The sequence below is a fragment of the Winogradskyella sp. PC D3.3 genome, assembly GCF_054366245.1.
This window is the reverse complement of record NZ_CM135962.1, coordinates 4049894-4076062: the sequence shown is the minus strand read 5'-3', so window position 1 is coordinate 4076062 and position 26169 is coordinate 4049894. Positions and strand designations below refer to the sequence as shown.

General features: G+C 32.9%; 36 protein-coding genes. 35 read left to right on the top strand and 1 reads right to left on the bottom strand.

The features are described 5' to 3' along the window. Positions 1–4 precede the first annotated feature (4 nt). From rplW to ACXGSQ_RS17965, 34 genes are all read left to right on the top strand, one after another. The gene (gene rplW, locus ACXGSQ_RS18130) at positions 5–295 is read left to right on the top strand and encodes a 50S ribosomal protein L23 (RefSeq protein ID WP_458627527.1); all 291 of its coding nucleotides are present in this window, start codon (positions 5–7) and stop codon (positions 293–295) included. A 12-nt stretch (positions 296–307) separates the two neighbouring features. Continuing rightward, positions 308–1135, top strand: a complete 828-nt coding sequence (gene rplB / locus ACXGSQ_RS18125; RefSeq protein WP_458627526.1) for a 50S ribosomal protein L2 — start codon at positions 308–310, stop codon at positions 1133–1135. A gap of 10 nt (positions 1136–1145) precedes the next feature. Further along, positions 1146–1424: a 30S ribosomal protein S19 gene (gene rpsS, locus ACXGSQ_RS18120; RefSeq protein WP_020897652.1), complete on the top strand. Its 279-nt coding sequence runs from the start codon at positions 1146–1148 to the stop codon at positions 1422–1424. 5 nt (positions 1425–1429) lie between these two features. After that, positions 1430–1837 (top strand): 50S ribosomal protein L22, encoded by a 408-nt coding sequence (gene rplV / locus ACXGSQ_RS18115; RefSeq protein WP_115818552.1) that lies wholly within the window; start codon positions 1430–1432, stop codon positions 1835–1837. Between the two features lie 9 nt (positions 1838–1846). Beyond that, positions 1847–2566 (top strand): 30S ribosomal protein S3, encoded by a 720-nt coding sequence (gene rpsC, locus ACXGSQ_RS18110; RefSeq protein WP_458627525.1) that lies wholly within the window; start codon positions 1847–1849, stop codon positions 2564–2566. A gap of 20 nt (positions 2567–2586) precedes the next feature. Further along, the gene (gene rplP / locus ACXGSQ_RS18105; RefSeq protein ID WP_179354560.1) at positions 2587–3006 is read left to right on the top strand and encodes a 50S ribosomal protein L16; all 420 of its coding nucleotides are present in this window, start codon (positions 2587–2589) and stop codon (positions 3004–3006) included. Between the two features lie 12 nt (positions 3007–3018). After that, the gene (rpmC, locus tag ACXGSQ_RS18100) at positions 3019–3210 is read left to right on the top strand and encodes a 50S ribosomal protein L29 (RefSeq protein WP_458627524.1); all 192 of its coding nucleotides are present in this window, start codon (positions 3019–3021) and stop codon (positions 3208–3210) included. 17 nt (positions 3211–3227) lie between these two features. Next, positions 3228–3485, top strand: coding sequence for a 30S ribosomal protein S17 (gene rpsQ, locus ACXGSQ_RS18095; protein WP_040756784.1), 258 nt, complete (start codon positions 3228–3230; stop codon positions 3483–3485). A 2-nt stretch (positions 3486–3487) separates the two neighbouring features. Then, a complete protein-coding gene (rplN, locus tag ACXGSQ_RS18090) occupies positions 3488–3856 on the top strand; it encodes a 50S ribosomal protein L14 (RefSeq protein WP_092469503.1) in 369 nt (122 codons plus the stop codon). Between the two features lie 12 nt (positions 3857–3868). Continuing rightward, on the top strand, positions 3869–4180 hold the full coding sequence (gene rplX / locus ACXGSQ_RS18085) for a 50S ribosomal protein L24 (RefSeq protein WP_092469505.1): 312 nt from the start codon (positions 3869–3871) through the stop codon (positions 4178–4180). 2 nt (positions 4181–4182) lie between these two features. Continuing rightward, entirely contained in the window at positions 4183–4734 is a 552-nt protein-coding gene (rplE, locus tag ACXGSQ_RS18080) for a 50S ribosomal protein L5 (protein ID WP_458627523.1), read from the top strand. A gap of 2 nt (positions 4735–4736) precedes the next feature. Then, on the top strand, positions 4737–5006 hold the full coding sequence (rpsN, locus tag ACXGSQ_RS18075; protein WP_020897643.1) for a 30S ribosomal protein S14: 270 nt from the start codon (positions 4737–4739) through the stop codon (positions 5004–5006). A gap of 62 nt (positions 5007–5068) precedes the next feature. Further along, positions 5069–5467: a 30S ribosomal protein S8 gene (rpsH, locus tag ACXGSQ_RS18070; protein WP_195871647.1), complete on the top strand. Its 399-nt coding sequence runs from the start codon at positions 5069–5071 to the stop codon at positions 5465–5467. 12 nt (positions 5468–5479) lie between these two features. Continuing rightward, on the top strand, positions 5480–6022 hold the full coding sequence (rplF, locus tag ACXGSQ_RS18065) for a 50S ribosomal protein L6 (RefSeq protein WP_458627522.1): 543 nt from the start codon (positions 5480–5482) through the stop codon (positions 6020–6022). 10 nt (positions 6023–6032) lie between these two features. Next, positions 6033–6389, top strand: a complete 357-nt coding sequence (gene rplR, locus ACXGSQ_RS18060; protein ID WP_458627521.1) for a 50S ribosomal protein L18 — start codon at positions 6033–6035, stop codon at positions 6387–6389. A gap of 6 nt (positions 6390–6395) precedes the next feature. Continuing rightward, entirely contained in the window at positions 6396–6920 is a 525-nt protein-coding gene (rpsE, locus tag ACXGSQ_RS18055) for a 30S ribosomal protein S5 (protein ID WP_458627520.1), read from the top strand. 13 nt (positions 6921–6933) lie between these two features. Further along, the gene (gene rpmD, locus ACXGSQ_RS18050; RefSeq protein ID WP_073085382.1) at positions 6934–7113 is read left to right on the top strand and encodes a 50S ribosomal protein L30; all 180 of its coding nucleotides are present in this window, start codon (positions 6934–6936) and stop codon (positions 7111–7113) included. A 15-nt stretch (positions 7114–7128) separates the two neighbouring features. Further along, positions 7129–7581 carry a 50S ribosomal protein L15 gene (gene rplO, locus ACXGSQ_RS18045; RefSeq protein WP_458627519.1) on the top strand — a complete coding sequence of 151 codons (453 nt, stop codon included), beginning with the start codon at positions 7129–7131 and terminating at the stop codon, positions 7579–7581. A gap of 9 nt (positions 7582–7590) precedes the next feature. After that, positions 7591–8955, top strand: a complete 1365-nt coding sequence (gene secY / locus ACXGSQ_RS18040) for a preprotein translocase subunit SecY (RefSeq protein ID WP_458627518.1) — start codon at positions 7591–7593, stop codon at positions 8953–8955. 9 nt (positions 8956–8964) lie between these two features. After that, positions 8965–9180: a translation initiation factor IF-1 gene (gene infA, locus ACXGSQ_RS18035; RefSeq protein WP_007094967.1), complete on the top strand. Its 216-nt coding sequence runs from the start codon at positions 8965–8967 to the stop codon at positions 9178–9180. A gap of 4 nt (positions 9181–9184) precedes the next feature. Then, positions 9185–9301 (top strand): type B 50S ribosomal protein L36, encoded by a 117-nt coding sequence (gene ykgO / locus ACXGSQ_RS18030; RefSeq protein WP_008269159.1) that lies wholly within the window; start codon positions 9185–9187, stop codon positions 9299–9301. A gap of 2 nt (positions 9302–9303) precedes the next feature. Beyond that, positions 9304–9678 carry a 30S ribosomal protein S13 gene (gene rpsM, locus ACXGSQ_RS18025; protein WP_092446818.1) on the top strand — a complete coding sequence of 125 codons (375 nt, stop codon included), beginning with the start codon at positions 9304–9306 and terminating at the stop codon, positions 9676–9678. Positions 9679–9778: 100 nt separating this feature from the next. Further along, on the top strand, positions 9779–10162 hold the full coding sequence (gene rpsK, locus ACXGSQ_RS18020) for a 30S ribosomal protein S11 (protein ID WP_020897634.1): 384 nt from the start codon (positions 9779–9781) through the stop codon (positions 10160–10162). Between the two features lie 216 nt (positions 10163–10378). Continuing rightward, a complete protein-coding gene (gene rpsD / locus ACXGSQ_RS18015; RefSeq protein ID WP_458627517.1) occupies positions 10379–10984 on the top strand; it encodes a 30S ribosomal protein S4 in 606 nt (201 codons plus the stop codon). A gap of 91 nt (positions 10985–11075) precedes the next feature. Beyond that, positions 11076–12068 carry a DNA-directed RNA polymerase subunit alpha gene (locus tag ACXGSQ_RS18010; protein WP_458627516.1) on the top strand — a complete coding sequence of 331 codons (993 nt, stop codon included), beginning with the start codon at positions 11076–11078 and terminating at the stop codon, positions 12066–12068. 116 nt (positions 12069–12184) lie between these two features. Continuing rightward, entirely contained in the window at positions 12185–12658 is a 474-nt protein-coding gene (gene rplQ, locus ACXGSQ_RS18005; RefSeq protein ID WP_458627515.1) for a 50S ribosomal protein L17, read from the top strand. Positions 12659–13010: 352 nt separating this feature from the next. After that, positions 13011–14114 carry a glutamine-hydrolyzing carbamoyl-phosphate synthase small subunit gene (gene carA / locus ACXGSQ_RS18000; protein WP_458627514.1) on the top strand — a complete coding sequence of 368 codons (1104 nt, stop codon included), beginning with the start codon at positions 13011–13013 and terminating at the stop codon, positions 14112–14114. A 187-nt stretch (positions 14115–14301) separates the two neighbouring features. Continuing rightward, positions 14302–15597: a phosphopyruvate hydratase gene (gene eno, locus ACXGSQ_RS17995; RefSeq protein ID WP_458627513.1), complete on the top strand. Its 1296-nt coding sequence runs from the start codon at positions 14302–14304 to the stop codon at positions 15595–15597. 276 nt (positions 15598–15873) lie between these two features. After that, complete coding sequence (locus ACXGSQ_RS17990) at positions 15874–16554, top strand: response regulator (RefSeq protein WP_458627512.1); 681 nt, start codon at positions 15874–15876, stop codon at positions 16552–16554. A 91-nt stretch (positions 16555–16645) separates the two neighbouring features. Then, positions 16646–18238: a vitamin K epoxide reductase family protein gene (locus tag ACXGSQ_RS17985; RefSeq protein WP_458627511.1), complete on the top strand. Its 1593-nt coding sequence runs from the start codon at positions 16646–16648 to the stop codon at positions 18236–18238. 62 nt (positions 18239–18300) lie between these two features. Beyond that, the gene (locus ACXGSQ_RS17980; protein ID WP_458627510.1) at positions 18301–18543 is read left to right on the top strand and encodes a hypothetical protein; all 243 of its coding nucleotides are present in this window, start codon (positions 18301–18303) and stop codon (positions 18541–18543) included. A 10-nt stretch (positions 18544–18553) separates the two neighbouring features. Continuing rightward, complete coding sequence (locus ACXGSQ_RS17975; RefSeq protein WP_458627509.1) at positions 18554–19939, top strand: TlpA family protein disulfide reductase; 1386 nt, start codon at positions 18554–18556, stop codon at positions 19937–19939. A gap of 24 nt (positions 19940–19963) precedes the next feature. Next, positions 19964–22207 (top strand): peptidase domain-containing ABC transporter, encoded by a 2244-nt coding sequence (locus ACXGSQ_RS17970; protein WP_458627508.1) that lies wholly within the window; start codon positions 19964–19966, stop codon positions 22205–22207. A 312-nt stretch (positions 22208–22519) separates the two neighbouring features. Further along, positions 22520–23815, top strand: a complete 1296-nt coding sequence (locus ACXGSQ_RS17965) for an HlyD family secretion protein (RefSeq protein ID WP_458627507.1) — start codon at positions 22520–22522, stop codon at positions 23813–23815. Between the two features lie 107 nt (positions 23816–23922). Here the strand turns inward: ACXGSQ_RS17965 and ACXGSQ_RS17960 are convergent, their stop codons facing one another. Then, complete coding sequence (locus ACXGSQ_RS17960; protein ID WP_458627506.1) at positions 23923–24681, bottom strand: DUF481 domain-containing protein; 759 nt, start codon at positions 24679–24681, stop codon at positions 23923–23925. 174 nt (positions 24682–24855) lie between these two features. On the opposite strand from ACXGSQ_RS17960, the gene ACXGSQ_RS17955 reads away from it, so the two are divergent. Continuing rightward, positions 24856–26142 (top strand): citrate synthase, encoded by a 1287-nt coding sequence (locus tag ACXGSQ_RS17955; protein WP_458627505.1) that lies wholly within the window; start codon positions 24856–24858, stop codon positions 26140–26142. Positions 26143–26169 lie beyond the last annotated feature (27 nt).

Genomic DNA, 26169 nt, shown 5'->3' with positions numbered 1-26169 from the left:
ACAGATGAGTATCTTAAAAAAACCTATAATCACAGAAAAGGCAACCATGCAAAGTGAGTTGTTAAATGCGTATGCATTTGAAGTGAACACAAAGGCGAACAAGGTAGAAATCAAAAAAGCGGTGGAAGCTGCTTATGGAGTTTCTGTTGAAAAAGTTCGTACAATAAATGTCCGTCCAGATCGTAAGACCAAGTTTACAAAAACTGGTGTTCAACATGGTAAAACAAATGCTGTTAAAAAAGCAATTGTACAGCTGGCGGAAGGTGAAACAATAGATTTATACACTAACATGTAATTTTAGACATTAATGTCAGTAAGAAAATTAAAACCGATCACATCAGGTCAGCGATTTAGAGTAGTAAATGGATTCGATGCCATTACTACTGATAAGCCGGAGAAAAGCTTGCTTGCTCCGAACAAAAGATCTGGTGGTAGAAACAGTCGAGGAAAAATGACGATGCGCCATATTGGTGGAGGTCATAAAAAGAAATATCGTATTATCGATTTCAAACGTAACAAAACGGGTATACCTGCGGAAGTTAAGACAATTGAATACGATCCGAACAGAACAGCATTTATTGCGCTACTAAACTATCAAGATGGTGAGAAACGTTACGTTATCGCTCAGAATGGTTTACAAGTAGGGCAAAATATTGTGTCTGGTGAAACGGGTATTGCTCCTGAAATAGGAAATGCGATGCCATTAAGTGAAATACCTTTGGGTACTATTATCTCTTGTATTGAGTTACGTCCTGGTCAAGGTGCTGTAATGGCGCGTAGTGCTGGTGCATTTGCTCAATTAATGGCGAGAGGTGATAAGTTTGCTACTGTAAAATTACCATCAGGTGAAACTAGAATGATTCTAGTAACATGTATGGCAACTGTAGGTGCGATTTCAAATTCAGATCATCAATTACTAGTATCTGGTAAAGCGGGTAGAAGTAGATGGTTAGGAAGACGTCCAAGAGTAAGACCAGTAGTAATGAACCCAGTCGATCACCCAATGGGTGGTGGTGAAGGTAAATCTTCAGGTGGTCATCCAAGATCTAGAAACGGTATTCCTGCTAAAGGATTTAGAACACGTTCTAAGACGAAAGCGAGTAATAAGTATATTGTAGAACGTAGAAAGAAATAATTAAGATAGTATGGCACGTTCATTAAAAAAAGGACCTTATATCCACTATAAATTAGACAAGAAAGTTGCAGAAAATGTAGCTTCAAACAAAAAGACGGTAATCAAGACTTGGTCTAGAGCATCAATGATCTCTCCGGATTTTGTTGGACAAACTATAGCAGTTCATAACGGTCGTCAATTTGTTCCAGTATTTGTTACTGAAAACATGGTAGGACATAAGTTAGGAGAATTTTCACCAACACGATCTTTTAGAGGTCATGCAGGTGCTAAGAATAAAGGTAAAAAATAAGAATCATGGGAAGTCGTAAAAAACAAATGGCGGAAGCTATTAAAGCCGAGAAAAAGCAGGTTGCTTTTGCAAAGCTAAATAACTGTCCTACATCTCCAAGAAAAATGCGTTTAGTAGCGGATTTAGTAAGAGGAGAAAAGGCAGATAAAGCTCTTCAGATTCTTAGATTTAGTCAAAAAGAAGCGTCACGTCGTTTAGAAAAACTTGTAATGTCTGCAATTGCAAACTGGCAAGCTAAAAACGAAGATGCTGATGTTGAAGAAGCTAAATTGTTTATCAAAGAAATTAGAGTAGATGGTGGTTCTATGTTAAAGAGATTGCGTCCAGCACCTCAAGGTAGAGCACATAGAATTAGAAAGAGATCTAATCACGTAACTGTGGTAGTAGATGCAATAAATAAAACACAAAGCTAAGATAGAGATATGGGACAAAAGACAAATCCAATCGGAAATCGCTTAGGAATTATCAGAGGATGGGAATCTAACTGGTACGGAGGAAACGATTATGGTGATAAACTTGCCGAAGACGATAAGATTAGAAAGTATATTCATGCTCGTCTATCTAAAGCTAGTGTAAGTAGAGTAATTATTGAGCGTACGCTTAAACTTGTAACCGTTACTATCACTACTGCTAGACCTGGTATTATTATCGGAAAAGGTGGCCAAGAGGTAGATAAGTTAAAAGAAGAGCTTAAGAAAATTACTGGCAAAGAAGTTCAATTGAACATCTTTGAAATTAAAAGACCTGAACTAGATGCATTTTTAGTAGCAGCAAGTGTAGCTCGTCAAATAGAAAGCCGAATTTCTTATAGACGTGCTATAAAAATGGCTATTGCCGCTGCCATGCGTATGAATGCTGAAGGAATTAAAATTCAGATTAGTGGTCGTTTAAATGGTGCTGAAATGGCACGATCAGAACACTATAAAGAAGGACGTATTCCTTTGTCTACTTTTAGAGCAGATATTGATTATGCTTTAGTAGAAGCACATACTACTTATGGTAGATTGGGCATCAAAGTTTGGATAATGAAAGGCGAAGTATATGGAAAAAGAGAACTTTCTCCATTAGTCGGTTTATCTAAACAACAAAAAGGTAAAGGTGGACGTGGTGGAAACAAGAACCAATCTCGTCGTAGAAAGTAATTTTTTAAAGAAAAGACAAAATGTTACAGCCTAAAAGAACAAAATTTCGTAAGCAGCAAAAAGGACGTATGAAAGGAAATGCGGGAAGAGGTCATTTGTTATCAAATGGTACTTTCGGTATTAAATCATTAGAATCAACTTTTATTACTGCACGTCAAATAGAAGCAGCGCGTATTGCAGCTACTCGTTACATGAAAAGAGAAGGATCGTTATGGATTAAAATTTTTCCAGACAAGCCTATTACAAAGAAACCTCTTGAAGTACGTATGGGTAAAGGTAAAGGTGCCGTAGAATATTGGGCAGCAGTGGTAAAACCAGGACGTATGTTATTTGAAATAAGCGGTGTGCCATTAGAAACAGCTCAAGAAGCACTTCGATTGGCAGCACAGAAACTTCCTGTAAAAACTAAGTTTATCATAGCTAGAGATTACGAAGCTTAATAGAAAGATATTATGAAGCAATCAGAAATTAAACAGCTTTCAACAGCTGAGTTACAAGAGAAACTTAGTGAATCTAAGAAGAGTTATACGGACCTGAAAATGGCTCATACGATTTCTCCTTTAGATAACCCAATTCAGTTACGAGTAGCACGTCGCACAGTAGCTAGAGTGGCAACAGAATTAACTAATAGAGACGTACAATAATTGTATTCTGCTGAAAGATGGAAAAAAGAAACTTAAGAAAAGAACGTATAGGGATCGTAACTAGTAACAAAATGGAGAAATCTATTGTTGTTTCAGAAGTTAAGAAAGTAAAACACCCTATGTATGGAAAATTCGTGTTAAAGACTAAGAAATATGTCGCACACGATGAGACAAACGACTGCAACGAAGGAGATACAGTAAAGATCATGGAAACACGACCTTTAAGTAAATCTAAATGTTGGAGATTAGTAGAAATAATTGAAAGAGCGAAGTAATTATGTTACAACAAGAATCAAGATTAAAAGTAGCTGATAACACTGGTGCAAAGGAAGTTTTAACTATCCGTGTACTAGGTGGAACCAAAAGAAGATATGCTTCTGTAGGGGATAAAATTGTAGTATCTGTTAAAGATGCTACACCAAACGGTAGCATTAAGAAAGGTGCTGTTTCTACAGCAGTTGTTGTACGTACAGCTAAGGAGGTAAGACGTCCTGATGGATCTTATATTAGATTTGACGACAATGCATGTGTGCTTTTAAACCCTCAAGGGGAGATGAGAGGAACTCGTGTTTTTGGTCCTGTAGCAAGAGAACTTCGTGATAAACAATTCATGAAAATAGTATCATTAGCACCAGAAGTGCTTTAATTGATAAATAAAATGACAAAGCTTAAAATAAAATCAGGCGATACAGTAAAAGTAATTGCTGGTGATCATAAAGGGTCAGAAGGTAAAGTACTTAAGGTATTAATAGATAAGAACAAAGCCATCGTGGAAGGTGTAAATATGGTTAAGAAACATACTAAACCAAGTGCACAAAGTCCTCAAGGTGGTATTGTAGAGAAAGAAGCATCTATTCATATTTCTAACTTATCGTTGTTAACTTCAAAAGGAGAAACAACTAGAGTTGGTTATAAAATGGATGGCGATAATAAAGTGAGATTTTCTAAAAAATCTAATGAAGTAATTTAACTATGGCTTACGTTGCAAGATTAAAACAAGAGTACAAGGACAAAGTTGTTCCTGCTCTTACGGAAGAATTTGGATATAAAAATGTAATGCAAGTGCCTAAGCTTACTAAGATAGTAATATCTAAAGGTGTTGGTGCTGCTGTTGCGGATAAGAAATTAATCGATCACGCAGTAGAAGAACTTACAAAAATATCAGGACAGAAAGCTATACATACAATGTCTAAGAAAGATGTTGCTTCTTTTAAGTTACGTAAAGGGATGCCAATTGGTGCCAAAGTAACATTAAGAGGAGAACAAATGTATGAGTTCTTAGATCGTTTAGTGACTTCAGCTTTACCTCGAGTTAGAGATTTTAACGGTATCAAAGCTACTGGTTTTGATGGTCGTGGTAACTATAACTTAGGTATTGTAGAGCAAATCATTTTCCCAGAAATTGATATTGATAAAGTCAATAAAATTTCAGGAATGGATATCACATTTGTGACTTCTGCTGAAACCGATAAGGAAGCGAAGTCTTTATTAACAGAACTAGGATTACCTTTTAAAAAGAATTAATTATGGCTAAAGAATCAATGAAAGCCCGTGAGGTTAAGCGTTCTAAAACGGTAGCTAAATATGCAGAAAAACGTAAAGCTTTAAAAGAAGCTGGCGATTATGAAGCATTACAAAAGTTACCTAAAAATGCTTCACCTATACGTCAGCATAACCGTTGTAAACTAACAGGAAGACCAAAAGGTTATATGAGACAATTTGGAATTTCTCGTGTAATGTTTAGAGAAATGGCTAACCAAGGTCTAATTCCAGGTGTTAGAAAGGCAAGTTGGTAAAATTATAAATTGGTTTCAGGTTTGACAATGGTGTCGAAAACCGCTACCGCAAATTAATAAATATGAACACAGATCCAATAGCGGATTATTTAACGCGAGTTAGAAATGCAGTAAAGGCAAACCACAGAGTGGTTGAAATTCCTGCTTCTAACTTAAAAAAAGAAATAACTAAGATATTATTCGATCAAGGATTTATCTTAAGTTATAAGTTTGACGATTCTACAGTCCAAGGTACTATCAAAATTGCTTTGAAGTACAGTAAAGAGACTAAAGAGTCTGTCATCAAAAAAATTCAAAGAATCAGTAAACCAGGTTTACGTAAATATGCTTCTTCTAACGAAATGCCAAGAATTCTTAACGGATTAGGTATTGCAATTGTTTCTACATCTCACGGAGTGATGACAGGAAAACAAGCGCAGAGAGAAAATGTTGGTGGTGAAGTTTTATGTTACGTATACTAAAAACAGGAAATTATGTCAAGAATAGGTAATAACCCAATAACAGTTCCTGAAGGTGTAACACTTGAGATTAAAGACAACACTATTACTGCAAAAGGTAAATTAGGTGAGTTAACTCAAGAGTATTCAGATATTCAGATTAAATTAGAAGATGGTACTATAACTTTAGTACGTCCATCTGATAAGAAAGATATTAGAGCAAAACATGGTCTATACAGATCATTAATTGCTAACATGATTGAAGGTGTTTCAAAAGGCTGGACCAAAGAACTAGAATTAGTTGGTGTAGGATATAGAGCATCTCATCAAGGACAAAAATTAGATTTAGCCGTAGGTTTTTCTCACAATATTGTTATGGACATCGCTCCAGAAGTAACGGTTGAGACAATCTCAGAAAAAGGTAAAAATCCAAGAGTTAAATTAACGTCTTTTGACAAACAATTAGTAGGCCAAGTTGCTGCAAAGATACGTGGCTTTAGAAGACCAGAACCTTACAAAGGAAAAGGTATCAAGTTTGTTGGTGAAGAAATTAGAAGAAAAGCAGGTAAATCAGCTTAATAATTAAGTTATGGCATTGACAAAGAACGAAAGAAGAATAAGAATAAAAAGCAGAATCCGTAAGGTAGTATCTGGGACTGGAACAAGACCAAGATTAGCTGTTTTTAGAAGTAATAGAGAAATTTATGCTCAGGTCGTAGATGATGTAACTGGTAAAACTTTAGCTGCTGCATCTTCAAGAGATAAGGACATTGTAAAGTCTAAAGGGAACAAGACAGAAATAGCTGCGTTAGTTGGTAAGTCTGTTGGTGAAAAAGCTATGAAGGCTGGTGTTGAAACTATTTCTTTTGATAGAGGTGGTTACTTGTATCATGGAAGAGTAAAATCATTAGCAGAAGGTGCTAGAGAAGCAGGACTTAAATTTTAAGACATTATGTATCAAAAATATAAAAACGCAGAGCTTGTAAAACCAAGCGGATTAGAATTAAAAGATCGCTTAGTTGGCGTTCAGCGTGTAACTAAAGTAACAAAAGGTGGTAGAGCATTTGGTTTTTCTGCAATTGTTGTTGTTGGTGACGAAACAAATGTTGTAGGACAAGGTTTAGGTAAGTCTAAAGATGTTGCTACTGCAATTGCTAAAGCTGTTGAAGATGCTAAGAAGAATTTAGTAAGAATTCCTATTCTTAACGGAACTATACCACATGAGCAAAAAGGTAAATATGGTGGAGCAAGAGTTAACATTATTCCAGCTGCACCTGGTACAGGAGTAATTGCAGGTGGAGCGGTAAGAGTTGTTCTTGAAGCAGTAGGTATACATGATGTATTATCTAAGTCGCAAGGATCTTCTAACCCTCATAACGTAGTAAAAGCAACTTTTGATGCTTTATTACAATTGAGAGATGCTAAATCTGTAGCCAAAGAGCGTGGGATTTCACTTGAAAAAGTATTTAACGGATAATCGATAGGATAAGATGGCAAAGATTAAAGTAAAGAAAGTAAAAAGCGCAATCAATCGTAGTAAAAGACAAAAGCTTACATTAGAGGCTTTAGGTTTAAGAAAGATTGGTCAAGTTGTAGAGCACGACGCCACACCAAACATCCTTGGTATGGTTAAGAAAGTTGAACATTTAGTTTCTGTAGAAGAAGCTTAAAAATATAACTTAAAAATGGATTTAAGTAATTTAAAACCTGCAGAAGGTTCAGTAAAAAATCAGGGAAAACGTATAGGACGTGGACAAGGATCTGGTAAAGGTGGTACTGCAACTCGTGGTCACAAAGGTGCAAAGTCGCGTTCAGGTTATTCTAAGAAATTAGGATTTGAAGGTGGTCAAATGCCATTACAAAGACGTGTTCCTAAATTTGGATTTACAAATATTAACAGAGTAGAATATCAAGGTATTAACTTAGATACATTACAGAAGTTGGTAGATGAAAAAGTAATTAAGGATAATGTTGATTTTGATACGCTTGTATCTTTGGGATTAGCTGGCAAAAATGAGCTAGTAAAAATCTTAGGAAGAGGTGAGTTAAAAACAAAATTAACAGTAACTGCTCATAAATTTACTGCTACAGCAAAAGCTGCTATTGAAGCTGCTGGTGGTGAAGCTGTAACTTTATAAGATTATAGGATGAAAATAATAGAAACATTAAAAAACGTTTGGAAAATCACAGAACTTAAGGATAGGATTATCCTAACCTTAGGTTTGTTATTGGTTTATCGTTTTGGTGCTCAGGTCGTATTGCCTGGTATTAATATTGATGCCTTAGGTGGTTTACAAGCTGGTATGGACGGTGGTATTTTAGGATTGTTAAATGCATTTACGGGTGGAGCGTTTGCTAATGCCTCAGTATTTGCTTTAGGTATTATGCCTTACATTTCGGCTTCCATTGTAGTTCAATTAATGGGTATTGCGATTCCTTATTTACAGAAGCTTCAGAAAGAAGGAGCTAGTGGTCAGAAGAAAATTACGCAAATTACACGTTGGTTAACCATAGGAATTTGTTTAGTTCAAGCTCCTGGTTATTTAGCAAGTATTCCATCGTTATCTGGATCAACATCAATGGGTGCTATGTTAGTGCCTGGTTTTAGTGAAAATATTTTCTACTTTTCGTCAGTAATTATTCTAGTAACTGGTTGTGTATTTGCAATGTGGTTAGGTGAAAAAATTACAGATAAAGGTATTGGGAATGGTATTTCATTATTAATTATGGTAGGGATTATTGCAAAGTTACCACAATCATTTATCCAAAATGCAGCTTCTAGAATTGAAGGTGGTAATGGTGGATTTATGATGATATTGATTGAAATGGTAATATGGTTCTTAATAATAATGGGTGCTGTATTCTTAGTAATGGCGGTTAGAAAAATTGCTGTTCAATACGCAAGAAGAACTGCTTCCGGTGGCTATGAAAAGAATGTTTTCGGATCACGTCAATTCTTACCATTAAAGTTAAATGCTTCTGGTGTAATGCCAATTATCTTTGCACAAGCAATTATGTTTGTTCCTAGCTTAATCGGTAGTTCTGCTTGGTTAAAAGACACAAGTACTGGATTATGGATGCAATCTAATTTTCAAGATATGTTTGGATTTTGGTACAACTTAATATTCGCTTTATTAATTATTGTTTTCACATATTTTTATACAGCAATTACGGTTCCAACCAATAAGATGGCAGATGATTTAAAACGTAGTGGAGGATTTATTCCAGGGATACGTCCAGGATCTGAAACTTCTGAGTATTTAGACAAAATCATGTCACAAATTACATTACCAGGTTCTATATTCTTGGCTTTAGTTGCTATTTTTCCAGCTTTCGTTCATAAATTAATGGACGTACAACCAGGTTGGGCATTATTTTTTGGAGGAACATCTCTTTTAATTATGGTTGGTGTAGCAATAGATACTATGCAACAGATTAATTCTTATTTATTAAATAAGCATTATGATGGTTTAATGAAAACGGGAAAGAACAGAAAAGCGGTGGCGCAATAAGATAAGATTATGGCAAAACAAGCAGCAATAGAACAAGACGGAACAATTATAGAAGCATTATCAAATGCGATGTTTCGTGTTGAATTAGAAAATGGTCATATAGTGACCGCACATATCTCTGGTAAGATGCGTATGCATTACATTAAACTATTACCAGGAGATAAAGTGAAATTAGAAATGAGCCCATACGATTTAACGAAGGCTCGCATAACCTATAGATACTAATACGATGAAAGTTAGAGCATCAGTAAAGAAAAGAAGCGCAGACTGTAAGTTAGTGCGCAGAAAAGGTAGACTTTACGTCATTAACAAAAAGAATCCTAGATTCAAACAAAGACAAGGGTAATTATGGCAAGAATTGCAGGTGTAGACATACCAAAACAGAAAAGAGGAGTTATCTCTTTAACTTATATCTACGGAGTAGGTAGAAGTAGAGCAAAAGAAATTTTAGCAGCAGCTAAAGTTGACGAAAACACAAAAGTTCAAGATTGGACTGACGATGAAATTGGAGCAATCCGTGAAACTGTTGGTACTTTTAAGATTGAAGGTGAATTACGTTCTGAAACACAAATGAACATTAAGCGATTAATGGATATTGGATGTTACAGAGGTATCCGTCATAGAGTTGGTCTTCCATTAAGAGGACAACGTACTAAGAATAACTCACGTACAAGAAAAGGAAGACGTAAAACAGTTGCTAACAAAAAGAAAGTAACTAAGTAATAAATAGTCTTTAGTCTTTAGACGTTGGAAAGAATCTGTTTGAAATTTAACGGTTTAGGATTCTAGCGACTATAAACTAATACTAAAAGCTAAAAATAAAATGGCAAAAGCAAGTACTAAAAAACGTAAAGTTATAGTTGACGCAATAGGTGAAGCTCACATTACAGCTTCATTTAACAACATCATTATTTCTTTAACAAACAAAAAAGGTGACGTGATTTCTTGGTCATCAGCTGGTAAAATGGGCTTCAGAGGCTCTAAAAAGAATACACCTTATGCTGCACAATTGGCAGCAGAAGATGCTTCAGCAGTAGCTAAAGAAGCTGGATTAAAGAAAGTAAAAGTATACGTTAAAGGACCTGGTAACGGTAGAGAATCTGCTATAAGATCTATACATAATGCAGGTATTGAAGTTTCAGAAATTATTGATGTAACTCCATTACCACATAACGGTTGTCGTCCACCAAAAAGACGTAGAGTTTAATCTAAATTCTATATAGATTTCTAACGTATTTGAGTTAGAAGTACTTAGTAAAATTATCAAATAAACTAATATCACACATTTATGTGCTGATATTAGTTTATTTTGTATAAATTTGCAAACTGAAAAATATTAACAAGTATTAATAAGAGATCAACGATTCATGAAGGATAAGATTAAGACCTTAATTCATTTATCACTCTTAAAAAACAATTTAAAATGGCAAGATATACTGGTCCTAAAACTAAAATAGCTCGTAAATTTGGACAAGCTATCTTCGGAGACGACAAAGCCTTCGAAAAAAGAAATTATCCTCCAGGACAACACGGAAATAACCGTCGTCGTGGTAAAAAATCTGAATACTCTATTCAGTTAATGGAGAAGCAAAAAGCTAAATATACTTATGGTATTTTAGAAAAGCAATTCAGAAACATGTTTAAAAGAGCAACATCTGCTAAAGGAATTACTGGTGAAGTTTTACTTCAATTATGTGAATCGCGTTTAGACAATGTTGTATTTAGAATGGGAATTGCTCCTTCTAGAAGTGCTGCAAGACAATTAGTATCTCACAGACATATTACAGTTAATGGTGAAAAGGTAAACATTCCTTCTTACCAATTAAAAGCTGGTGATGTTGTAGGTGTAAGAGAAAAATCTAAATCATTAGAAGCTATTCAGAATTCATTAGCTAATTCTAGTAATGTTTTTGAATGGATTACTTGGAATACAAACACCATGGAAGGTACTTATGTCGCTGTTCCTGCGAGAATCCAGATTCCAGAACAAATCAACGAGCAATTAATCGTTGAACTTTACTCTAAATAATAATTAATATTGGTATTTAGCCAAAGGTTTTATTAGTCTTCTTCATACTTTTAAATCGCGCAACTAAATAACAATTAAAACGAAGAAAAATATGGCAATATTAAATTTTCAGAAGCCTGATAAAGTAATCATGATTGATTCTACTGATTTCGAAGGCAAATTTGAGTTTAGACCTTTAGAACCTGGATATGGTTTAACAGTAGGAAATGCTTTAAGAAGAGTTTTATTATCTTCTTTAGAGGGTTTCGCAATCACCTCTATAAGAATTGAAGGTGTAGATCATGAATTTTCTACAATTTCAGGTGTAGTTGAGGATGTTACTGAAATGATTTTGAACTTAAAGCAAGTTAACTTTAAGCGTCAAATTGATGAAGTTGATAACGAAACGGTTACGATTTCTATCTCAGGACAAAATCAAATTACGGCTGGTGATTTTCAGAAGTTTATTTCTGGTTTCCAAGTCTTAAATACAGATTTAGTCATCTGTAACTTAGATCCTAAAGTAAACATCAATATGGAATTGACTATTGAAAAAGGAAGAGGTTATGTTCCTGCAGAAGAAAATAAGAAAGCTTCAGCAGCAATAGGAACCATCTTTACGGATTCAATTTTTACACCAATCCAGAATGTAAAATATGCTATTGAAAACTTCCGTGTTGAGCAAAAAACGGATTACGAAAAATTAGTTTTTGAAATTAGAACTGATGGATCTATCAATCCTAAAGATGCTTTAACAGAAGCGGCTAAAATATTAATTCACCACTTCATGTTATTCTCAGATGAGCGTATCACTTTAGAAGCTGATGAAATTGCACAAACTGAAACTTATGATGAAGAATCACTTCACATGAGACAACTATTGAAAACTAAATTAGTTGATATGGATCTTTCTGTACGTGCGCTTAATTGTTTAAAAGCAGCAGAAGTAGATACTTTAGGAGATTTAGTATCATTCAATAAAAATGATTTAATGAAATTCAGAAACTTCGGTAAGAAGTCATTAACTGAGCTAGAAGAACTAGTGAACGTTAAAGGTTTAAACTTCGGAATGGATTTAAGTAAATATAAATTAGATAAAGACTAAATATAGCTTGCCATTTCTGTTTTTATGGAAATGGCATTCATATTTAAAATAATTATTAATTAATCATATTTTGCTCCTCAAAAAGAGTTTGGTAGCAAGATGATAAAACAAAGGTCATGAGACACGGAAAAAAATTCAACCACTTAGGAAGACAAACGGCACACAGAAAGTCAATGTTAGCAAATATGGCTTGTTCTTTAATAGAGCACAAACGTATTAACACTACTGTTGCTAAAGCAAAAGCTTTAAAGCAGTTTGTAGAGCCTATGATTACAAAATCTAAAACAGATACAACTCACAACAGACGTATTGTTATGGCTAAGCTAAGACAATCGAATGTAGTTGCAGAATTGTTTAGAGATGTAGCACCTAAAATTGGTGATCGTCCAGGTGGTTACACACGTATCATCAAATTAGGAAACAGACTTGGTGATAATGCTGATATGGCAATGATAGAGCTAGTTGATTACAACGAAATCTACAATGCTGACAAAGCACCTAAGAAAACAACGCGTAGAAGTAGAAGAGGAGGTAGCAAAGCGACTACGGCACCAGCTGCTGAAACGAAAGCTTCAAACGAAGAAGAATAGTAAAGATGCTAACGAAAGTTCGAGAAGATTTTCAATTCAATGTGAATAAAAAATTTGCACTGACTTTCGCATTATACAAATCTCGATTATCGAGTGTTAATAAGCATTAATAAATATAAAGGATAGACTGTTTCAGTTTATCCTTTTTTTTTGGATTTTTGTAAAATATTGAAGAATAGTTTTGAGGTGCCCAATTAGTTTATTAAAAATTAATGATGTCGTACTGCTGCTTATCACTTTAGATGAGAACATAGAAAAGACTATCAGGTTGACTGTGATAAAAAACGTCTGACCAAAGTTGAAATAACATTGAACAAAATAATATAGTAGCTCTAAACTACACACAACACACATGAAATATAAACAAAGAAAAAAAGCACTTATTCTATTAGCAGATGGAACAATTTTTCATGGTAAGTCTATAGGTAAAGAAGGTTCAGCTTTTGGAGAAGTCTGTTTTAATACAGGAACTACTGGTTATCAAGAAATCTTTACAGACCCTTCGTATTATGGGCAATTAATGGTAACCACCAATGCACACATTGGAAACTATGGAACGAAAGCAGATGAAGTAGAGTCTGATAGTGTTAAAATAGCAGGTTTAATTTGTAAAAACTTTAGTTTTAATTATTCTAGACCAGCTGCAGATACGTCTTTAGAAGAATTCTTCGAAAAATATAATACTTTAGCTATCGCAGATGTAGATACTAGAGCATTAGTAAGCTATATTAGAGATAATGGCGCTATGAATGCCGTAATTACCACAGAAGTTGATGATTTAGAATCGCTAAAAGAACAATTAGCAGAATCACCTTCTATGAAAGGTTTAGAGTTGGCCTCGAAAGTATCTACTAAGGAACCATACTTTTTTGGTGATGAAAATGCTACCTATAAGATTGCAGCTTTAGATCTTGGGATTAAAAAGAATATCTTAAGAAATTTAGCGAAACGCGATGCTTACATTAAAGTCTTTCCATATAATTCTACATATAAAAAATTAGAAGCTTTTAATCCGGATGGCTATTTCTTGTCTAATGGACCTGGTGATCCAGAACCATTAGAAGATGCGATTAATGTAGCTAAAGAGATCATAGCAAATAATAAGCCATTATTTGGTATCTGTTTAGGGCATCAGGTTATTGCGTTAGCTAATGGGATTTCAACATACAAAATGCATAATGGACATCGAGGGATTAACCATCCTGTGAAAAATTTACTAACAGGTAAAGGTGAAATTACATCTCAGAATCATGGGTTTGCTATTAACCGTGAAGAAACTGAAGCCAATGATAATGTAGAAATTACGCATGTGCATTTAAATGATCATACGGTTGCCGGGATAAAGCTAAAAGATAAAAACTGTTTTTCAGTTCAGTACCATCCGGAAGCAAGTCCTGGACCAAATGATTCGCTGTATTTGTTTGACCAATTTATAGAGAATATTAAGAATAAATAATAAAGAAAACGCAATAAATCAGACCTTTTATTGCGTTTTTTTAGTTACGAAAACATTATAGTAAATAGTAATCATAATTATGATTTTTGTTCTGTTTTAAGCTGTAGATTTTCGTAAATTTGGGTAACTCATAAGGTTTAAAAACCTTATTTGCTTTAAAATAATAGATAACTTAAATTAAGAAATAATGAGCATTATTATCAATGTACACGCAAGACAAATTTTTGATTCCAGAGGAAATCCTACAGTAGAAGTTGATGTCACTACTGAAAATGGTATTATGGGAAGAGCAGCTGTGCCATCTGGTGCATCTACTGGTGAGCATGAAGCTGTTGAGTTAAGAGATGGTGGAGATACTTATATGGGTAAGGGAGTTTTAAAAGCCGTAGACAATGTAAATTCTACAATTGCTCAAGAATTATTAGGAGTTTCTGTTTTTGAACAGAATGCTATAGATCAAATGATGATTGATTTAGATGGTACAAAAAACAAATCAAAATTAGGGGCTAACGCCATTTTAGGGGTGTCTTTAGCCGTTGCTAAAGCAGCAGCTAATGAATTAGGGATGCCATTATATAGATATGTAGGTGGAGTTTCTGCAAATACATTACCATTACCAATGATGAACATTATTAATGGTGGTTCTCATAGTGATGCGCCAATCGCATTTCAAGAGTTTATGATTATGCCTGTGAAAGCTAAAAACTTTACACACGCTATGCAAATGGGAACTGAGATTTTCCATAATCTTAAAAAAGTATTACACGATAGAGATTTAAGTACAGCAGTTGGTGATGAAGGCGGATTTGCACCAAACTTACCAGGTGGAACTGAAGATGCATTAGATACTATAGCAAAAGCAGTAGAAAACGCTGGATATAAATTTGGCGACGAAGTAAAAATCGCTTTAGATTGTGCAGCCGCAGAATTCTTTGTTGATGGCAAGTACGATTATAAGAAATTTGAAGGTGATTCAGGTGTGATCAGAACAAGTAAAGAACAAGCTGAATATTTAGCTGAATTAGCTGGTAAATATCCTATTATTTCTATTGAGGATGGTATGGATGAAAACGATTGGGAAGGCTTTAAATATTTAACCGAATTAATTGGAGATAAAGTACAATTAGTTGGTGATGATTTATTTGTTACTAATGTAGAGCGTTTAGAAAGAGGTATCAAAGAAGGTATTGCTAACTCTATTTTAATTAAAGTAAACCAAATTGGTACTTTAACTGAAACAATTGCAGCGGTGAACATGGCACATAATGCAGGTTACACTTCAGTAATGTCTCATAGATCTGGTGAAACAGAAGATAATACTATTGCAGATTTAGCAGTAGCATTAAACTGTGGACAAATTAAAACAGGTTCTGCGTCTCGTAGTGATCGTATGGCAAAATACAACCAGTTATTACGTATTGAAGAAGAATTAGGGAGTGTTGCTTATTTCCCTGGTGCGAATGCTTTTAAGGTGAAAGCATAAGTTTCTGAACTTAATATAAATACTAAACCATCTAAAAAATTAAATTTTAGATGGTTTTTTTATGGACTAAAGCTATATACTATTATTACTTCAGTGTAAAAATGAAGTTAGATAGCTGGAATAATATCTTTAATTACAATATTATTATTATTTGTAAGAAAAAAGTAGTAATTTTATACCAATTCTTACCTTAAGGATTAATTAATTCATTGTTGATTACACGTATTTAATTATTTGATAGCCTAAATATTAGGCTCTAAAAACTGTGCAATATTGATGAATAAAAAATCCATTAACGTCTTAATCATAGACGACCATCCCATTATTATTGAAGCGGTTATTAACACGCTTCAATATATGCAAGACCAATCAGACAGGTTCTGTTTTAAAACCGAAAGTGCTAGGGATTGCGAAACCGCTCATCAAAAAATTCAAAGCTATTCTGCAGCAAAACCTTTAGATTTGGTCATCTTAGATTTAAGTCTACCACCAGCACCACAGCTTAATTTATATTCTGGTGATGATTTGGGTATTAGCATTAGAAAACAATTTCCAAATACTAAAATATTGGTCATTACGTCATATACCAATAGTCTAAGGATTAGGCAGACTATTAATGCCTATAACCCGTTGGGCTTTTTAAATAAACAAGATGTAGGTTTTACAAATTATATTAGTGCTATCAATAAGGTGTTATTAGGAGAAACACATTATAGCAAAACAATTATCAATGCTATTAGGCAAAAATCATTCAATAATATTCAATTAGATACTTATGATCTTATAGTACTTAAAGAACTTGCCAATGGCTCTAATATGAGAGATTTGTTAAAGTTAGTGCATTTGTCTAAATCTGCGATAGATAAGAGAAAACGGCTTTTAAAACGAAAATTTAATATTGAAAGTAATAGCGATAGAGATTTAGTGTTGGCTGCTAAATCTAAAGGGTTTATTTAGATTTCCGTTTTTGCTTACTTTAAAGTAAGTTTTTGTGTACTAGATTTTGTTTTTAATGCATTAATTTTAAGCTTCTTAAAAGATTAAGGATTTGAAAGATGCATCTGTTTTTTTACTTGCACAGCTTCTAAAAGAATTTAAGTATTCTATCAGTAAGCAGCAATTGGCATTACGGCTTCTTAGTGATCCAGATAATTTAGTTTTAAGTTTTACAAATACATTAGATTATTTTAATGTAGAGTATATTGCTGCCAATGTGCCAAAAACGGCATTAGAGCAACTGCCTCAACATTTTATTGCACAAGTAAGTAATGGTAAAACGGAATATATTGTTTTAGCATCTAAAGAAACTAACAACACCATAAAAATTCAGTTAAGTGAAGAAAAAATAGTAACGCTTACTGAAAACGAATTTTTAAATGACTGGACAGGTTTTATAATTGCTATTGAAGAGAACAAATCGATTGATAAAGCTTCTTTATCAAAGGATTCTATTACTAAACTTTTTCTGCTATTGTTTTCCTTATCATTTTTGGGATATATATTTCTCGTCACAAACTCAATATTGTTAACTACATATTTTGCATTATCGCTTATTGGTCTCGGTTTAGGGTATCTTATTATTAAGGAGAAAATTGGGCAACAAACCTTTGCTTCCAAATACTGTAAAATAACAACAATTACGAATTGCGTAAATGTACTTAACTCAAAAAGTGCCAAGGTTTTTAAAACTATAGACCTTAGTGATACGGTTATAATGTATTTTACAGTTATTACTGTCTATAGCCTTTTACGGCCTTTTAGTATATTGGCTTTAATTATCTCAGCAATTGCGTTACCTGTAGTTTTATATTCAATTTACCAACAATATTTTACGATTAAAAAGTGGTGTCCTTTATGTTTAGGTGTGGCTTTTGTTTTGGTATTACAATTTTCTACACTCTTAGCAACTTATGAAACGACTCTATTTCAATACAGCGATATTTTATTGCTAACAACAGTTTTAGCTATAACAATAATAGGTTGGTTAGCACTTAAACCACTATTATTATTATTATTAGAACAAAAAAATATTACGCTCGAAATTGAAAATCTAAGTTTTAGAAGAAATCATAAATTGTTTATTCCTTATTATAACGCGTTAACACAACTTGACACAGAAGATTGTACTATACCGCAAATTGTACTAGGAGCTGAAAACCCAATCATAAAACTTACAATTATTACCAATCCTTTATGCAAAAGCTGTATCGAAGCTCATAAAACATATATAGATTTATTACAAAAGTATAAGGATAGCATTCAGTTAAACTTTAGGTTTTTAGTTCCAAATAAAGATAGAGCAGACAATAAAACTATAATCTCAGAACGCTTACTGCAATTGTATTTTGAAAACGATACAGAAGTTTTTTTAAACGCTTTTAATGATTGGTATAGCAATGGCAATACAAAAATATGGACTAAAAAATGGGGGAAATGTAAAGATTTAAAGTATAATAAAATACTAAGTCAACAAATATATTGGTGCTTAAAACAAGGGATAGAAAGCACACCTATAATTTTAATTAACAAAAAACTTTTTCCAAAAAATTATAGCTTTAAAGACATTGAGCATTTTGTTGAACCAATCTTAGAACACGAGATGTTAAAAACTAAAAAAGAGATTAATAATATTCATGCATGAATGAGACATAACTTGAGTGTCTTAAATGGTTCAAGATTTTTAAACAATTAAATATTAAAATTATGTTACAAAACATTTTAAATTTAGAAGGAGTTACTGTACTTGGTAAAAAACAGCTATTAAAAGTAAATGGTGGTGGTCATTGTATTCTCACATTAGGAAATGGGCAAACAATTGCTTTACTCACTAGTGCAGATGATTCATCAGCATCTGATGCAGCCAATGCTGAATGCGTTAATCAAATAATCAATGAAGGTGCAAGAAGCTGCAGATATGATTGCGATCATGACGGATGGGGACAATAAATGATATAAGATGATAAACCATTTAAAAAAAGCTTTTTTATGCAACAAGCCTATTGGCTTGTTGCTTTTTATGAGTTTTACGTTACTTACTTGTAAAAAGGAAATTAAGAAATTGCAAATAAAAGCTAACGAAGAAAACCAAAAGCTAAGTGATTCTATAAAATTTTCAATCAATTTTACGGACAAAGGTTATGCCTTCTTAAGTGTGCCAGATCGTTTTTTATATAGTTACCCACTAACATTTAATGATAAAAAAACATCACATACTATATCTAGAGATTTTGATTCATTTATAGTAAGTTATTCTGTATCGATACCTTCAGAAAATGGTAAAAGAGAATTTGTCCAACAAAATTATTTGATATCTGATGATAGTATTATTAATCTAAAGTATAACTCACGAACATATAGGTTTGAAAATCACAAACTAAATATAGATTCGATTAATAATACCTATAGCGCGATAAAAAAGAAAATATTAACATCTAAAAAAAAGAAAATATTTTATAAAAATGAATTAGATACACTCTACACTTATTACAGAAATAAGTTTAATGATAGAAAGGAATTCTTAAAATACAACTTGAATGAGCTTTATTATTATGATAGACTTCAGTTAATAGATTCTTTAAATGATAAAGTTGACGGTTTCTTAAAAAATGAATTAAATACAAATAATTTTATAGCTAGTAGTATATTATATGACTTCCTAAATCGTTATATAGAGTATAGAATTACTACAATTGATTTTGATAAAATTGATTCATTAAATTATTCTAAATCTTATGTGGAGTTCGTTTCTTTAGGAGTATTTGCGTTTTTAAGAAATGAAGAAAATAAAGGCTACAACAAATTTTTAAATGCTAAAAATTGGTTGAGAGGAACAAAAATGTATGCAGAAAACAAAGAAGCTATTGAAAAAGAAATTGAACCATTAGACAATGAAAATTTCAAAAAAAAATTAGCAGAATTAAATTTTTCGGATACGAAAAATAAACAATTAAGTTTTTCACAAATTACTAAACAAAGCCCGACCCAATATTTTCTCATAGATTTTTGGGCTACATGGTGTGCACCGTGTATTCAAGGAGTTAAAACTATGAATAAGATGGGGTTACCGAAAAACATAAAGGTAATTAGCATAAGTGTAGATAAAGAGAAGGATAAACAGAAATGGAAAACTAAGACTAAAGAATTAGAGCAATCTCTTTCTTATTGGATAGATGAAACAGATAGTGACACTAAGGAATTCATGAAATTTATTGAAATGAAATCCATCCCAAGATATATCTTAATAGATAAAGATATGAATTTAATAGACCAAGCATTTTATCATCCACAAGAGCCTCAGTTTTTATCAAAATTACAGAATATTAAAAACCACAAGTATTGGTAAATCTAGTCTTAAATTCTTATTTCATTGATAACTAATAATTTCCCTCATTACAAACAAAAAGACGCCAAAGACTGCGGCCCAACCTGCCTTAAAATAATTGCCAAGCACTATAAAAAGGCTATTTCTATACAGAAATTGAGAGAGGTTAGCGAAACCACAAGAGCAGGCAGCAGTCTTTTAGGTTTAAGCGATGCATCAGAAAAAATTGGATTTAGAAGTTTAGGTGTAAAATTAAAACTAGAGAGTTTATCAGAAGCACCATTGCCATGTATTTTACATTGGAATAAAAACCACTATGCGGTTTTATACAAGATTTCAAATGGAACACGTTACAAGTTTCTTCTCTTAGGGAAGACGGAAGATGGGAATAGGACATTTTACATCTCAGACCCAGCACACGGCTTACTCAAGTACAACAAACAAGAATTCCTTAAACATTGGATAGGCAACAACGCCACAGACCAAACAGAAGAAGGCATTGCTTTACTCTTAGAGCCAACCGCAAAATTCTACAAATCAGATTTTGATAAAGACAAACAAGAATTTGGTTTCAGTTTTCTTTCAAAATATTTATTCAAATACAAACGCTTCTTATGGCAACTAGTTATAGGCTTAATCTCAGCCAGTTTACTACAACTTATTTTTCCGTTTTTAACCCAAAGTGTTGTAGACGTTGGTATTAAAAACCAAGACATCCATTTTATATACTTAATCCTTTTTGCACAATTAGCCTTGTTTATTGGCAGAACAGCTATAGAGGTGATTAGAAGTTGGATTTTGCTACATCTAAGTACACGGATAAATATTTCCTTGGTTTCAGATTTCTTTATTAAGCTAATGAATTTGCCTATTGCCTTTTTTGATACGCGTATGACAGGAGATATTCTGCAACGTATCAACGACCATAAACGTATAGAGCAGATATTAACAACATCGTCGCTTAATGTGCTGTTTTCTATGGTTAATTTATTGGTCTTTAGTTTTGTATTGGCTTATTATAATTTAATGCTATTTGGGATATTTCTATTAGGCAGCTTCTTATATTTTTTATGGATTATCATTTTTCTTAAAAAGCGAAGAGATTTAGATTATAAACGTTTTTCAGAAGTCAGCCAAGAACAAAGTAAAGTCATAGAGCTTATTAATGGAATGCAAGAAATAAAATTGCACAACGCAGAAAAACAAAAACGTTGGTCTTGGGAGTTTGTGCAAGCGCGTTTATTTAGAGTTTCTATTGAAGGTTTGGCACTAGAGCAATACCAAAGTGTCGGTTCTGGCTTTATCAATGAAGTTAAAAATATTTTAATCACAGTCTTATCTGCAAAACTGGTTATAGATGGTGATATTACTTTGGGTATGATGTTAGCCATAAGTTATATTGTTGGGCAACTCAACTCGCCAATTGCACAGCTCATTAATTTTATAAGAGAAGTACAAGATGCCAAAATATCTTTAGAGCGTTTAGCAGAAATACACAATAAAGAAGACGAAGAACAACAAGATGCTGAGAAAATTACAGACATTCCTTTAGATGTTAATTTAGAATTATCTAAAGTGTCTTTTCGGTATATAGGTTCAGAACAAATGGTTTTAGAGGATTTAGATTTAACCATTCCATCTAATAAAGTAACGGCTATTGTTGGTGTCAGTGGCAGTGGAAAAACCACCTTAATGAAACTACTGCTTAAATTTTATGACCCAAACAGCGGACAGATAAAAATCGGTAACCACGATTTACAAAATGTATCTCAAAAAACATGGAGACATCAATGTGGAGTCGTCATGCAAGAAGGCTATATTTTTAATGATACTATAGCCAATAATATTGCAGTTGGCGAAGATTATGTCAATAAACAAAAATTAGCACATGCTGTAGATGTTGCTAATATTAAAGAGTTTATAGAATCTTTGCCATTAACCTATAATACAAAAATTGGTATGGAAGGTGTTGGTGTCAGCACAGGACAAAAACAAAGGCTATTAATCGCTAGGGCAGTTTATAAAAACCCAAATTTCTTATTCTTTGATGAAGCTACATCGGCTTTAGATGCCAATAATGAAAAAGTGATAATGGAAAAACTAAATACATTTTTTGAAAATAAAACAGTTGTTGTTATAGCACATCGCTTAAGTACGGTAAAAAATGCACACCAAATTGTGGTTTTAGATAAAGGAAAAATTGTAGAAGTTGGGAATCATGAGGCTTTGGTGAAGCAGAAAGGGAATTACTTTCATTTGGTAAAGAATCAGTTAGAATTGGGGAACTAGACATTCAAATTTTTTAAAACACCCCTAAGAGCTACGCTCGGTAGCTTCAAAACAAAAACTATTTTGTTTCTCTCTAATCCTCAAAGGGACAGTCTCACTGTTGCGGAAAAAAATCTAAAAGATTTTTTTAAAATGTCCCTTTAGTGAATAGGTTAAAAACAAAATATTTTTTTTGATGATTACAAATTAATGTAAGCTCAAAATAAGCATTATTGCATTTATAAAGTTTAATATAAAAATAAATTTTAATCGTACAATTGTCCCCTTGAGGGGACTTTAGGGGGTGTTTTTTGATTGAATACAATGAAATAAATGGAAAACAAACTAGACAACATACAACTAAGAAGCGAAGAAGTACAAGAAATACTCACCAGAGTACCACATTGGATGATACGTTGGGGAAATGTATTGTTTCTATTTTTAATTCTGATGCTGTTAGGCATTTCTTGGTTTGTAAAATATCCAGATATTATTGTGTCCGAAGCTTTGGTAACTACACAAGTGCCACCTCAAAAAGAGTATGCAAAAATTACTGGTAAACTGAATATTATTTTAGTTACAGATAATGAAAGTGTAAATGAGAACCAACCTTTAGCGATACTAGAGAATACAGCTAATTATGAAGATGTGTTTAAGTTAAAATCTGTAATCGATACTATTACTGTGAATAGTAAAGCGTTTCACTTTCCAATAGACAGTTTGCCAATATTATTTTTAGGAGATATAGAATCTCAATTTGCCTTGTTTGAGAACAGCTACATTCAATACAAATTAAATAAAGAATTAGAACCATTTTCTAATGAAGCTTTAGCAAATCGGTATTCAATTTCAGAACTCAAAAGACGATTACAAAGTTTAAAATCTCAACGCGACATCAACAAAACTGAACTGGAATTCAACTTAAAAGACCTAAACCGGCAAACCACCTTATTTGAAAAAGGGGTGATTTCAGCGCAAGAATACGAAAACAAGCAATTGCAATACGCACAAGCCGAACGTAATTACAAAAATTTTGAAGCGTCTATTTCTCAAATTAGAGAAGGTATCAGTAATGCGAACATGACTTCAAAAGGAACAGAAATCAATCGTGTTAAAGAGGAAATGACATTGTTGAAAAATGTAATTCAATCGTTTAATCAACTAAAAAAAGCGGTTAAAGACTGGGAATTTCAATATGTATTAAGTTCAAATATTAATGGTAAAGTATCTTTCTTAAATTATTGGAATATCAATCAAACCGTTAATCAAGGAGATTTGGTGTTTACTATCATTCCAATTGAGAATACGGCATACATTGCAAAGCTAAAGACACCAGCACAAAATTCAGGTAAAATTAAAGTCGGACAAAACGTAAATATAAAATTAGAAAACTATCCAGATACTGAGTTTGGAGTGTTAAACGGAAAAGTAGAAAACATATCTCTAATTCCTGATAAAGAAGGTTTGTATTTTATTGATGTTTCGCTACCAGAAAAAATGATAACATCTTATAATAAGGAAATAGAATTCAAACAAGAAATGCGAGGTAGTGCAGAAATTATTACCGAAGATTTGAGATTAATAGAGCGTTTCTTTTATCAGTTTAGGGATCTTTTAAACCGAAATTAGTTTTTATTCACAATTATCTTAGTTCTATTTGTACCATCATTACATCAGTTAGTTACAATGGAGTCTTGACTTTTAGATCTAACAGCAAAACGCTCTTATATCTTTTTTCAATCAAAGGTATAAACAATACCATTTGTTAACTCATATTGTGTTTTCGGAATACCAATAATAGGATTGGCATCAAAATTATAGGTGAACGCCGTTTTAAAAAGTAGATTTTTTAAGACTTTAATACCAAGAGACGTTTGATTAGAAATTCTATAATCTGAGAATTTTTTTAATAACGGCTGGTAATAGGTCGTACTTACTAAAGAAATATTGTCTACGGGATATAAACTGAAAGAAAAATAGGTGCTTCCTCTAAAATCTCTTAGGATGTCAATAGTTTTATCTGATGCTTCTTCATGTTCAAACATTAATAATGTTCCTAAATAAAACCTGTAATCTTTACTTTTAGACAACTTAAACCGTGGTCCAGCACCTAATAATCCTCTGAATTTAATATCCGAAATAGCATCATACTGACTTTGAGCAAAGATTTCAAGCTTTAAACGTTCTGTGATTTTCCTATTATATCTAAAATGCTGAATGCCTTTATTGACAAAAGAATTGTCTTCAATTTGTTCAAGCTTTAAATCATTAATAAAAAGATAGAGGTTCTTTTCTGTATTGTATTGAAGTCTTAAATTGTTGGTGATTTTAAAGATGGACTGCGTGTTTTTTATGAGTCCAATATCTAAACTTGCAGATCCCGACCATTTAGAGGTGTCAGAAACACGTCGTAAAGATTCTACATTTACAATCTGTGCATTGCTAAAATGCCAACCAAACAGTGAAAAAAAAGCGAGGAATATATAACGTTTCATAGATGTAAATAAGGACAAAAATAGCACCATTTTTTATCTTTCAAGATTCTAATAGGTTGTCCTTTTTTTTTAACGTTTTCAAATTGTTAAAACCATTATAAATCTCCTTTCTAAATCGTTTGATATTTCGTAAATTTACAATCCTTATAATTCATTAAAATCCGAAAAGAAAATATGTCAGATAAAGCTACATTAGAAATTAATGGCGAAAAGTACGAGTTTCCTATTATAACAGGAACAGAAAAGGAAGTCGCTATAGATATTAAAAGTTTAAGAGGTACAACAGGTGGTGTCATTACCTTAGATCCGGGCTATAAAAATACAGGAAGTTGTGAAAGTGCTATTACATTTCTAGATGGCGAAAAAGGCATTTTAAGATATAGAGGATATTCTATTGAAGAATTAGCTGAGAAAGCAGATTTTTTAGAAGTAGTGTATCTCCTTATATTCGGTGAATTACCAAATAAAGAACAATTAGATAAGTTTCATGCAGATATAAAGTCGCATTCTGTTGTCGATGATGACCTTAAAAAAATATTAGATGCTTTTCCTAAATCGGCACACCCAATGGGTGTCTTGTCTTCATTAACAAGTGCACTTACGGCATTTTATCCATCTTCTGTAAATGTGGCATCTGAAGAAGCGATGTATAATTCAATAGTGACGATTTTGGGTAAATTCCCTGTTATTGTTGCTTGGACCATGCGTAAAAAACAAGGTTTACCATTAGAATATGGTGATGATAAATTAAGCTATGTTGAGAATATCTTGAAAATGATGTTTAAGAGTCCAAATAGCGAATACAAACAAAATCCAATTCTTGTAAATGCTTTAGATAAACTTTTAATCTTACACGCAGATCATGAGCAAAATTGTTCTACATCAACGGTAAGAATTACAGGATCGTCACATGCAGGGCTTTTTGTATCATTAGCTTCAGGTATTTCTGCACTTTGGGGACCATTACATGGAGGTGCTAACCAGGCCGTTTTAGAAATGTTAGAAGCCATAAAAGCAGATGGTGGTGATACCAAGAAATATATGGCTAAAGCTAAGGATAAAAATGACCCTTTCCGTTTAATGGGCTTTGGACACCGTGTATATAAAAACTTTGATCCAAGAGCTAAGATTATTAAAGTTGCCGCTGATGAAGTATTATCAGATTTAGGAATTAAAGATCCTATTTTAGATATCGCAAAAGCTCTAGAAAAAGAAGCTTTAGAAGATCCATATTTTGTTGATAGAAAATTGTATCCAAACGTAGATTTCTATTCTGGTATTATTTATAGAGCTATGGGAATTCCTGTAGAGATGTTTACTGTAATGTTTGCATTAGGACGTTTACCTGGCTGGATAGCACAATGGAAAGAAATGAGACGAAATAACGAGCCAATCGGTCGTCCAAGACAATTATATATTGGTGAAACATATAGACCATTTAAGACTATTGATAAAAGATAATTTAAAATAATATAGTTATAAAAGCTT

Coding starts and splice junctions, on each gene's coding strand:
- secY (WP_458627518.1), top strand. CDS start 7,591: ATGAAAATAATAGAAACATTAAAAAACGTTTGGAAAATCACAGAACTT.
- rpsC (WP_458627525.1), top strand. CDS start 1,847: ATGGGACAAAAGACAAATCCAATCGGAAATCGCTTAGGAATTATCAGA.
- rplX (WP_092469505.1), top strand. CDS start 3,869: ATGACAAAGCTTAAAATAAAATCAGGCGATACAGTAAAAGTAATTGCT.
- ACXGSQ_RS17975 (WP_458627509.1), top strand. CDS start 18,554: ATGATAAACCATTTAAAAAAAGCTTTTTTATGCAACAAGCCTATTGGC.
- rpsM (WP_092446818.1), top strand. CDS start 9,304: ATGGCAAGAATTGCAGGTGTAGACATACCAAAACAGAAAAGAGGAGTT.
- rplR (WP_458627521.1), top strand. CDS start 6,033: ATGGCATTGACAAAGAACGAAAGAAGAATAAGAATAAAAAGCAGAATC.
- carA (WP_458627514.1), top strand. CDS start 13,011: ATGAAATATAAACAAAGAAAAAAAGCACTTATTCTATTAGCAGATGGA.
- rplB (WP_458627526.1), top strand. CDS start 308: ATGTCAGTAAGAAAATTAAAACCGATCACATCAGGTCAGCGATTTAGA.
- rplE (WP_458627523.1), top strand. CDS start 4,183: ATGGCTTACGTTGCAAGATTAAAACAAGAGTACAAGGACAAAGTTGTT.
- infA (WP_007094967.1), top strand. CDS start 8,965: ATGGCAAAACAAGCAGCAATAGAACAAGACGGAACAATTATAGAAGCA.
- ACXGSQ_RS17955 (WP_458627505.1), top strand. CDS start 24,856: ATGTCAGATAAAGCTACATTAGAAATTAATGGCGAAAAGTACGAGTTT.
- rpsE (WP_458627520.1), top strand. CDS start 6,396: ATGTATCAAAAATATAAAAACGCAGAGCTTGTAAAACCAAGCGGATTA.
- ACXGSQ_RS17960 (WP_458627506.1), bottom strand. CDS start 24,681: ATGAAACGTTATATATTCCTCGCTTTTTTTTCACTGTTTGGTTGGCAT.
- eno (WP_458627513.1), top strand. CDS start 14,302: ATGAGCATTATTATCAATGTACACGCAAGACAAATTTTTGATTCCAGA.
- rpsQ (WP_040756784.1), top strand. CDS start 3,228: ATGGAAAAAAGAAACTTAAGAAAAGAACGTATAGGGATCGTAACTAGT.
- rpsD (WP_458627517.1), top strand. CDS start 10,379: ATGGCAAGATATACTGGTCCTAAAACTAAAATAGCTCGTAAATTTGGA.
- ACXGSQ_RS17990 (WP_458627512.1), top strand. CDS start 15,874: ATGAATAAAAAATCCATTAACGTCTTAATCATAGACGACCATCCCATT.
- rplF (WP_458627522.1), top strand. CDS start 5,480: ATGTCAAGAATAGGTAATAACCCAATAACAGTTCCTGAAGGTGTAACA.
- ACXGSQ_RS17965 (WP_458627507.1), top strand. CDS start 22,520: ATGGAAAACAAACTAGACAACATACAACTAAGAAGCGAAGAAGTACAA.
- rplW (WP_458627527.1), top strand. CDS start 5: ATGAGTATCTTAAAAAAACCTATAATCACAGAAAAGGCAACCATGCAA.
- rpsN (WP_020897643.1), top strand. CDS start 4,737: ATGGCTAAAGAATCAATGAAAGCCCGTGAGGTTAAGCGTTCTAAAACG.
- ACXGSQ_RS18010 (WP_458627516.1), top strand. CDS start 11,076: ATGGCAATATTAAATTTTCAGAAGCCTGATAAAGTAATCATGATTGAT.
- rpmC (WP_458627524.1), top strand. CDS start 3,019: ATGAAGCAATCAGAAATTAAACAGCTTTCAACAGCTGAGTTACAAGAG.
- rplV (WP_115818552.1), top strand. CDS start 1,430: ATGGGAAGTCGTAAAAAACAAATGGCGGAAGCTATTAAAGCCGAGAAA.
- rpsS (WP_020897652.1), top strand. CDS start 1,146: ATGGCACGTTCATTAAAAAAAGGACCTTATATCCACTATAAATTAGAC.
- rplP (WP_179354560.1), top strand. CDS start 2,587: ATGTTACAGCCTAAAAGAACAAAATTTCGTAAGCAGCAAAAAGGACGT.
- ACXGSQ_RS17980 (WP_458627510.1), top strand. CDS start 18,301: ATGTTACAAAACATTTTAAATTTAGAAGGAGTTACTGTACTTGGTAAA.
- ykgO (WP_008269159.1), top strand. CDS start 9,185: ATGAAAGTTAGAGCATCAGTAAAGAAAAGAAGCGCAGACTGTAAGTTA.
- rpsH (WP_195871647.1), top strand. CDS start 5,069: ATGAACACAGATCCAATAGCGGATTATTTAACGCGAGTTAGAAATGCA.
- rplO (WP_458627519.1), top strand. CDS start 7,129: ATGGATTTAAGTAATTTAAAACCTGCAGAAGGTTCAGTAAAAAATCAG.
- rpmD (WP_073085382.1), top strand. CDS start 6,934: ATGGCAAAGATTAAAGTAAAGAAAGTAAAAAGCGCAATCAATCGTAGT.
- rplQ (WP_458627515.1), top strand. CDS start 12,185: ATGAGACACGGAAAAAAATTCAACCACTTAGGAAGACAAACGGCACAC.
- rpsK (WP_020897634.1), top strand. CDS start 9,779: ATGGCAAAAGCAAGTACTAAAAAACGTAAAGTTATAGTTGACGCAATA.
- rplN (WP_092469503.1), top strand. CDS start 3,488: ATGTTACAACAAGAATCAAGATTAAAAGTAGCTGATAACACTGGTGCA.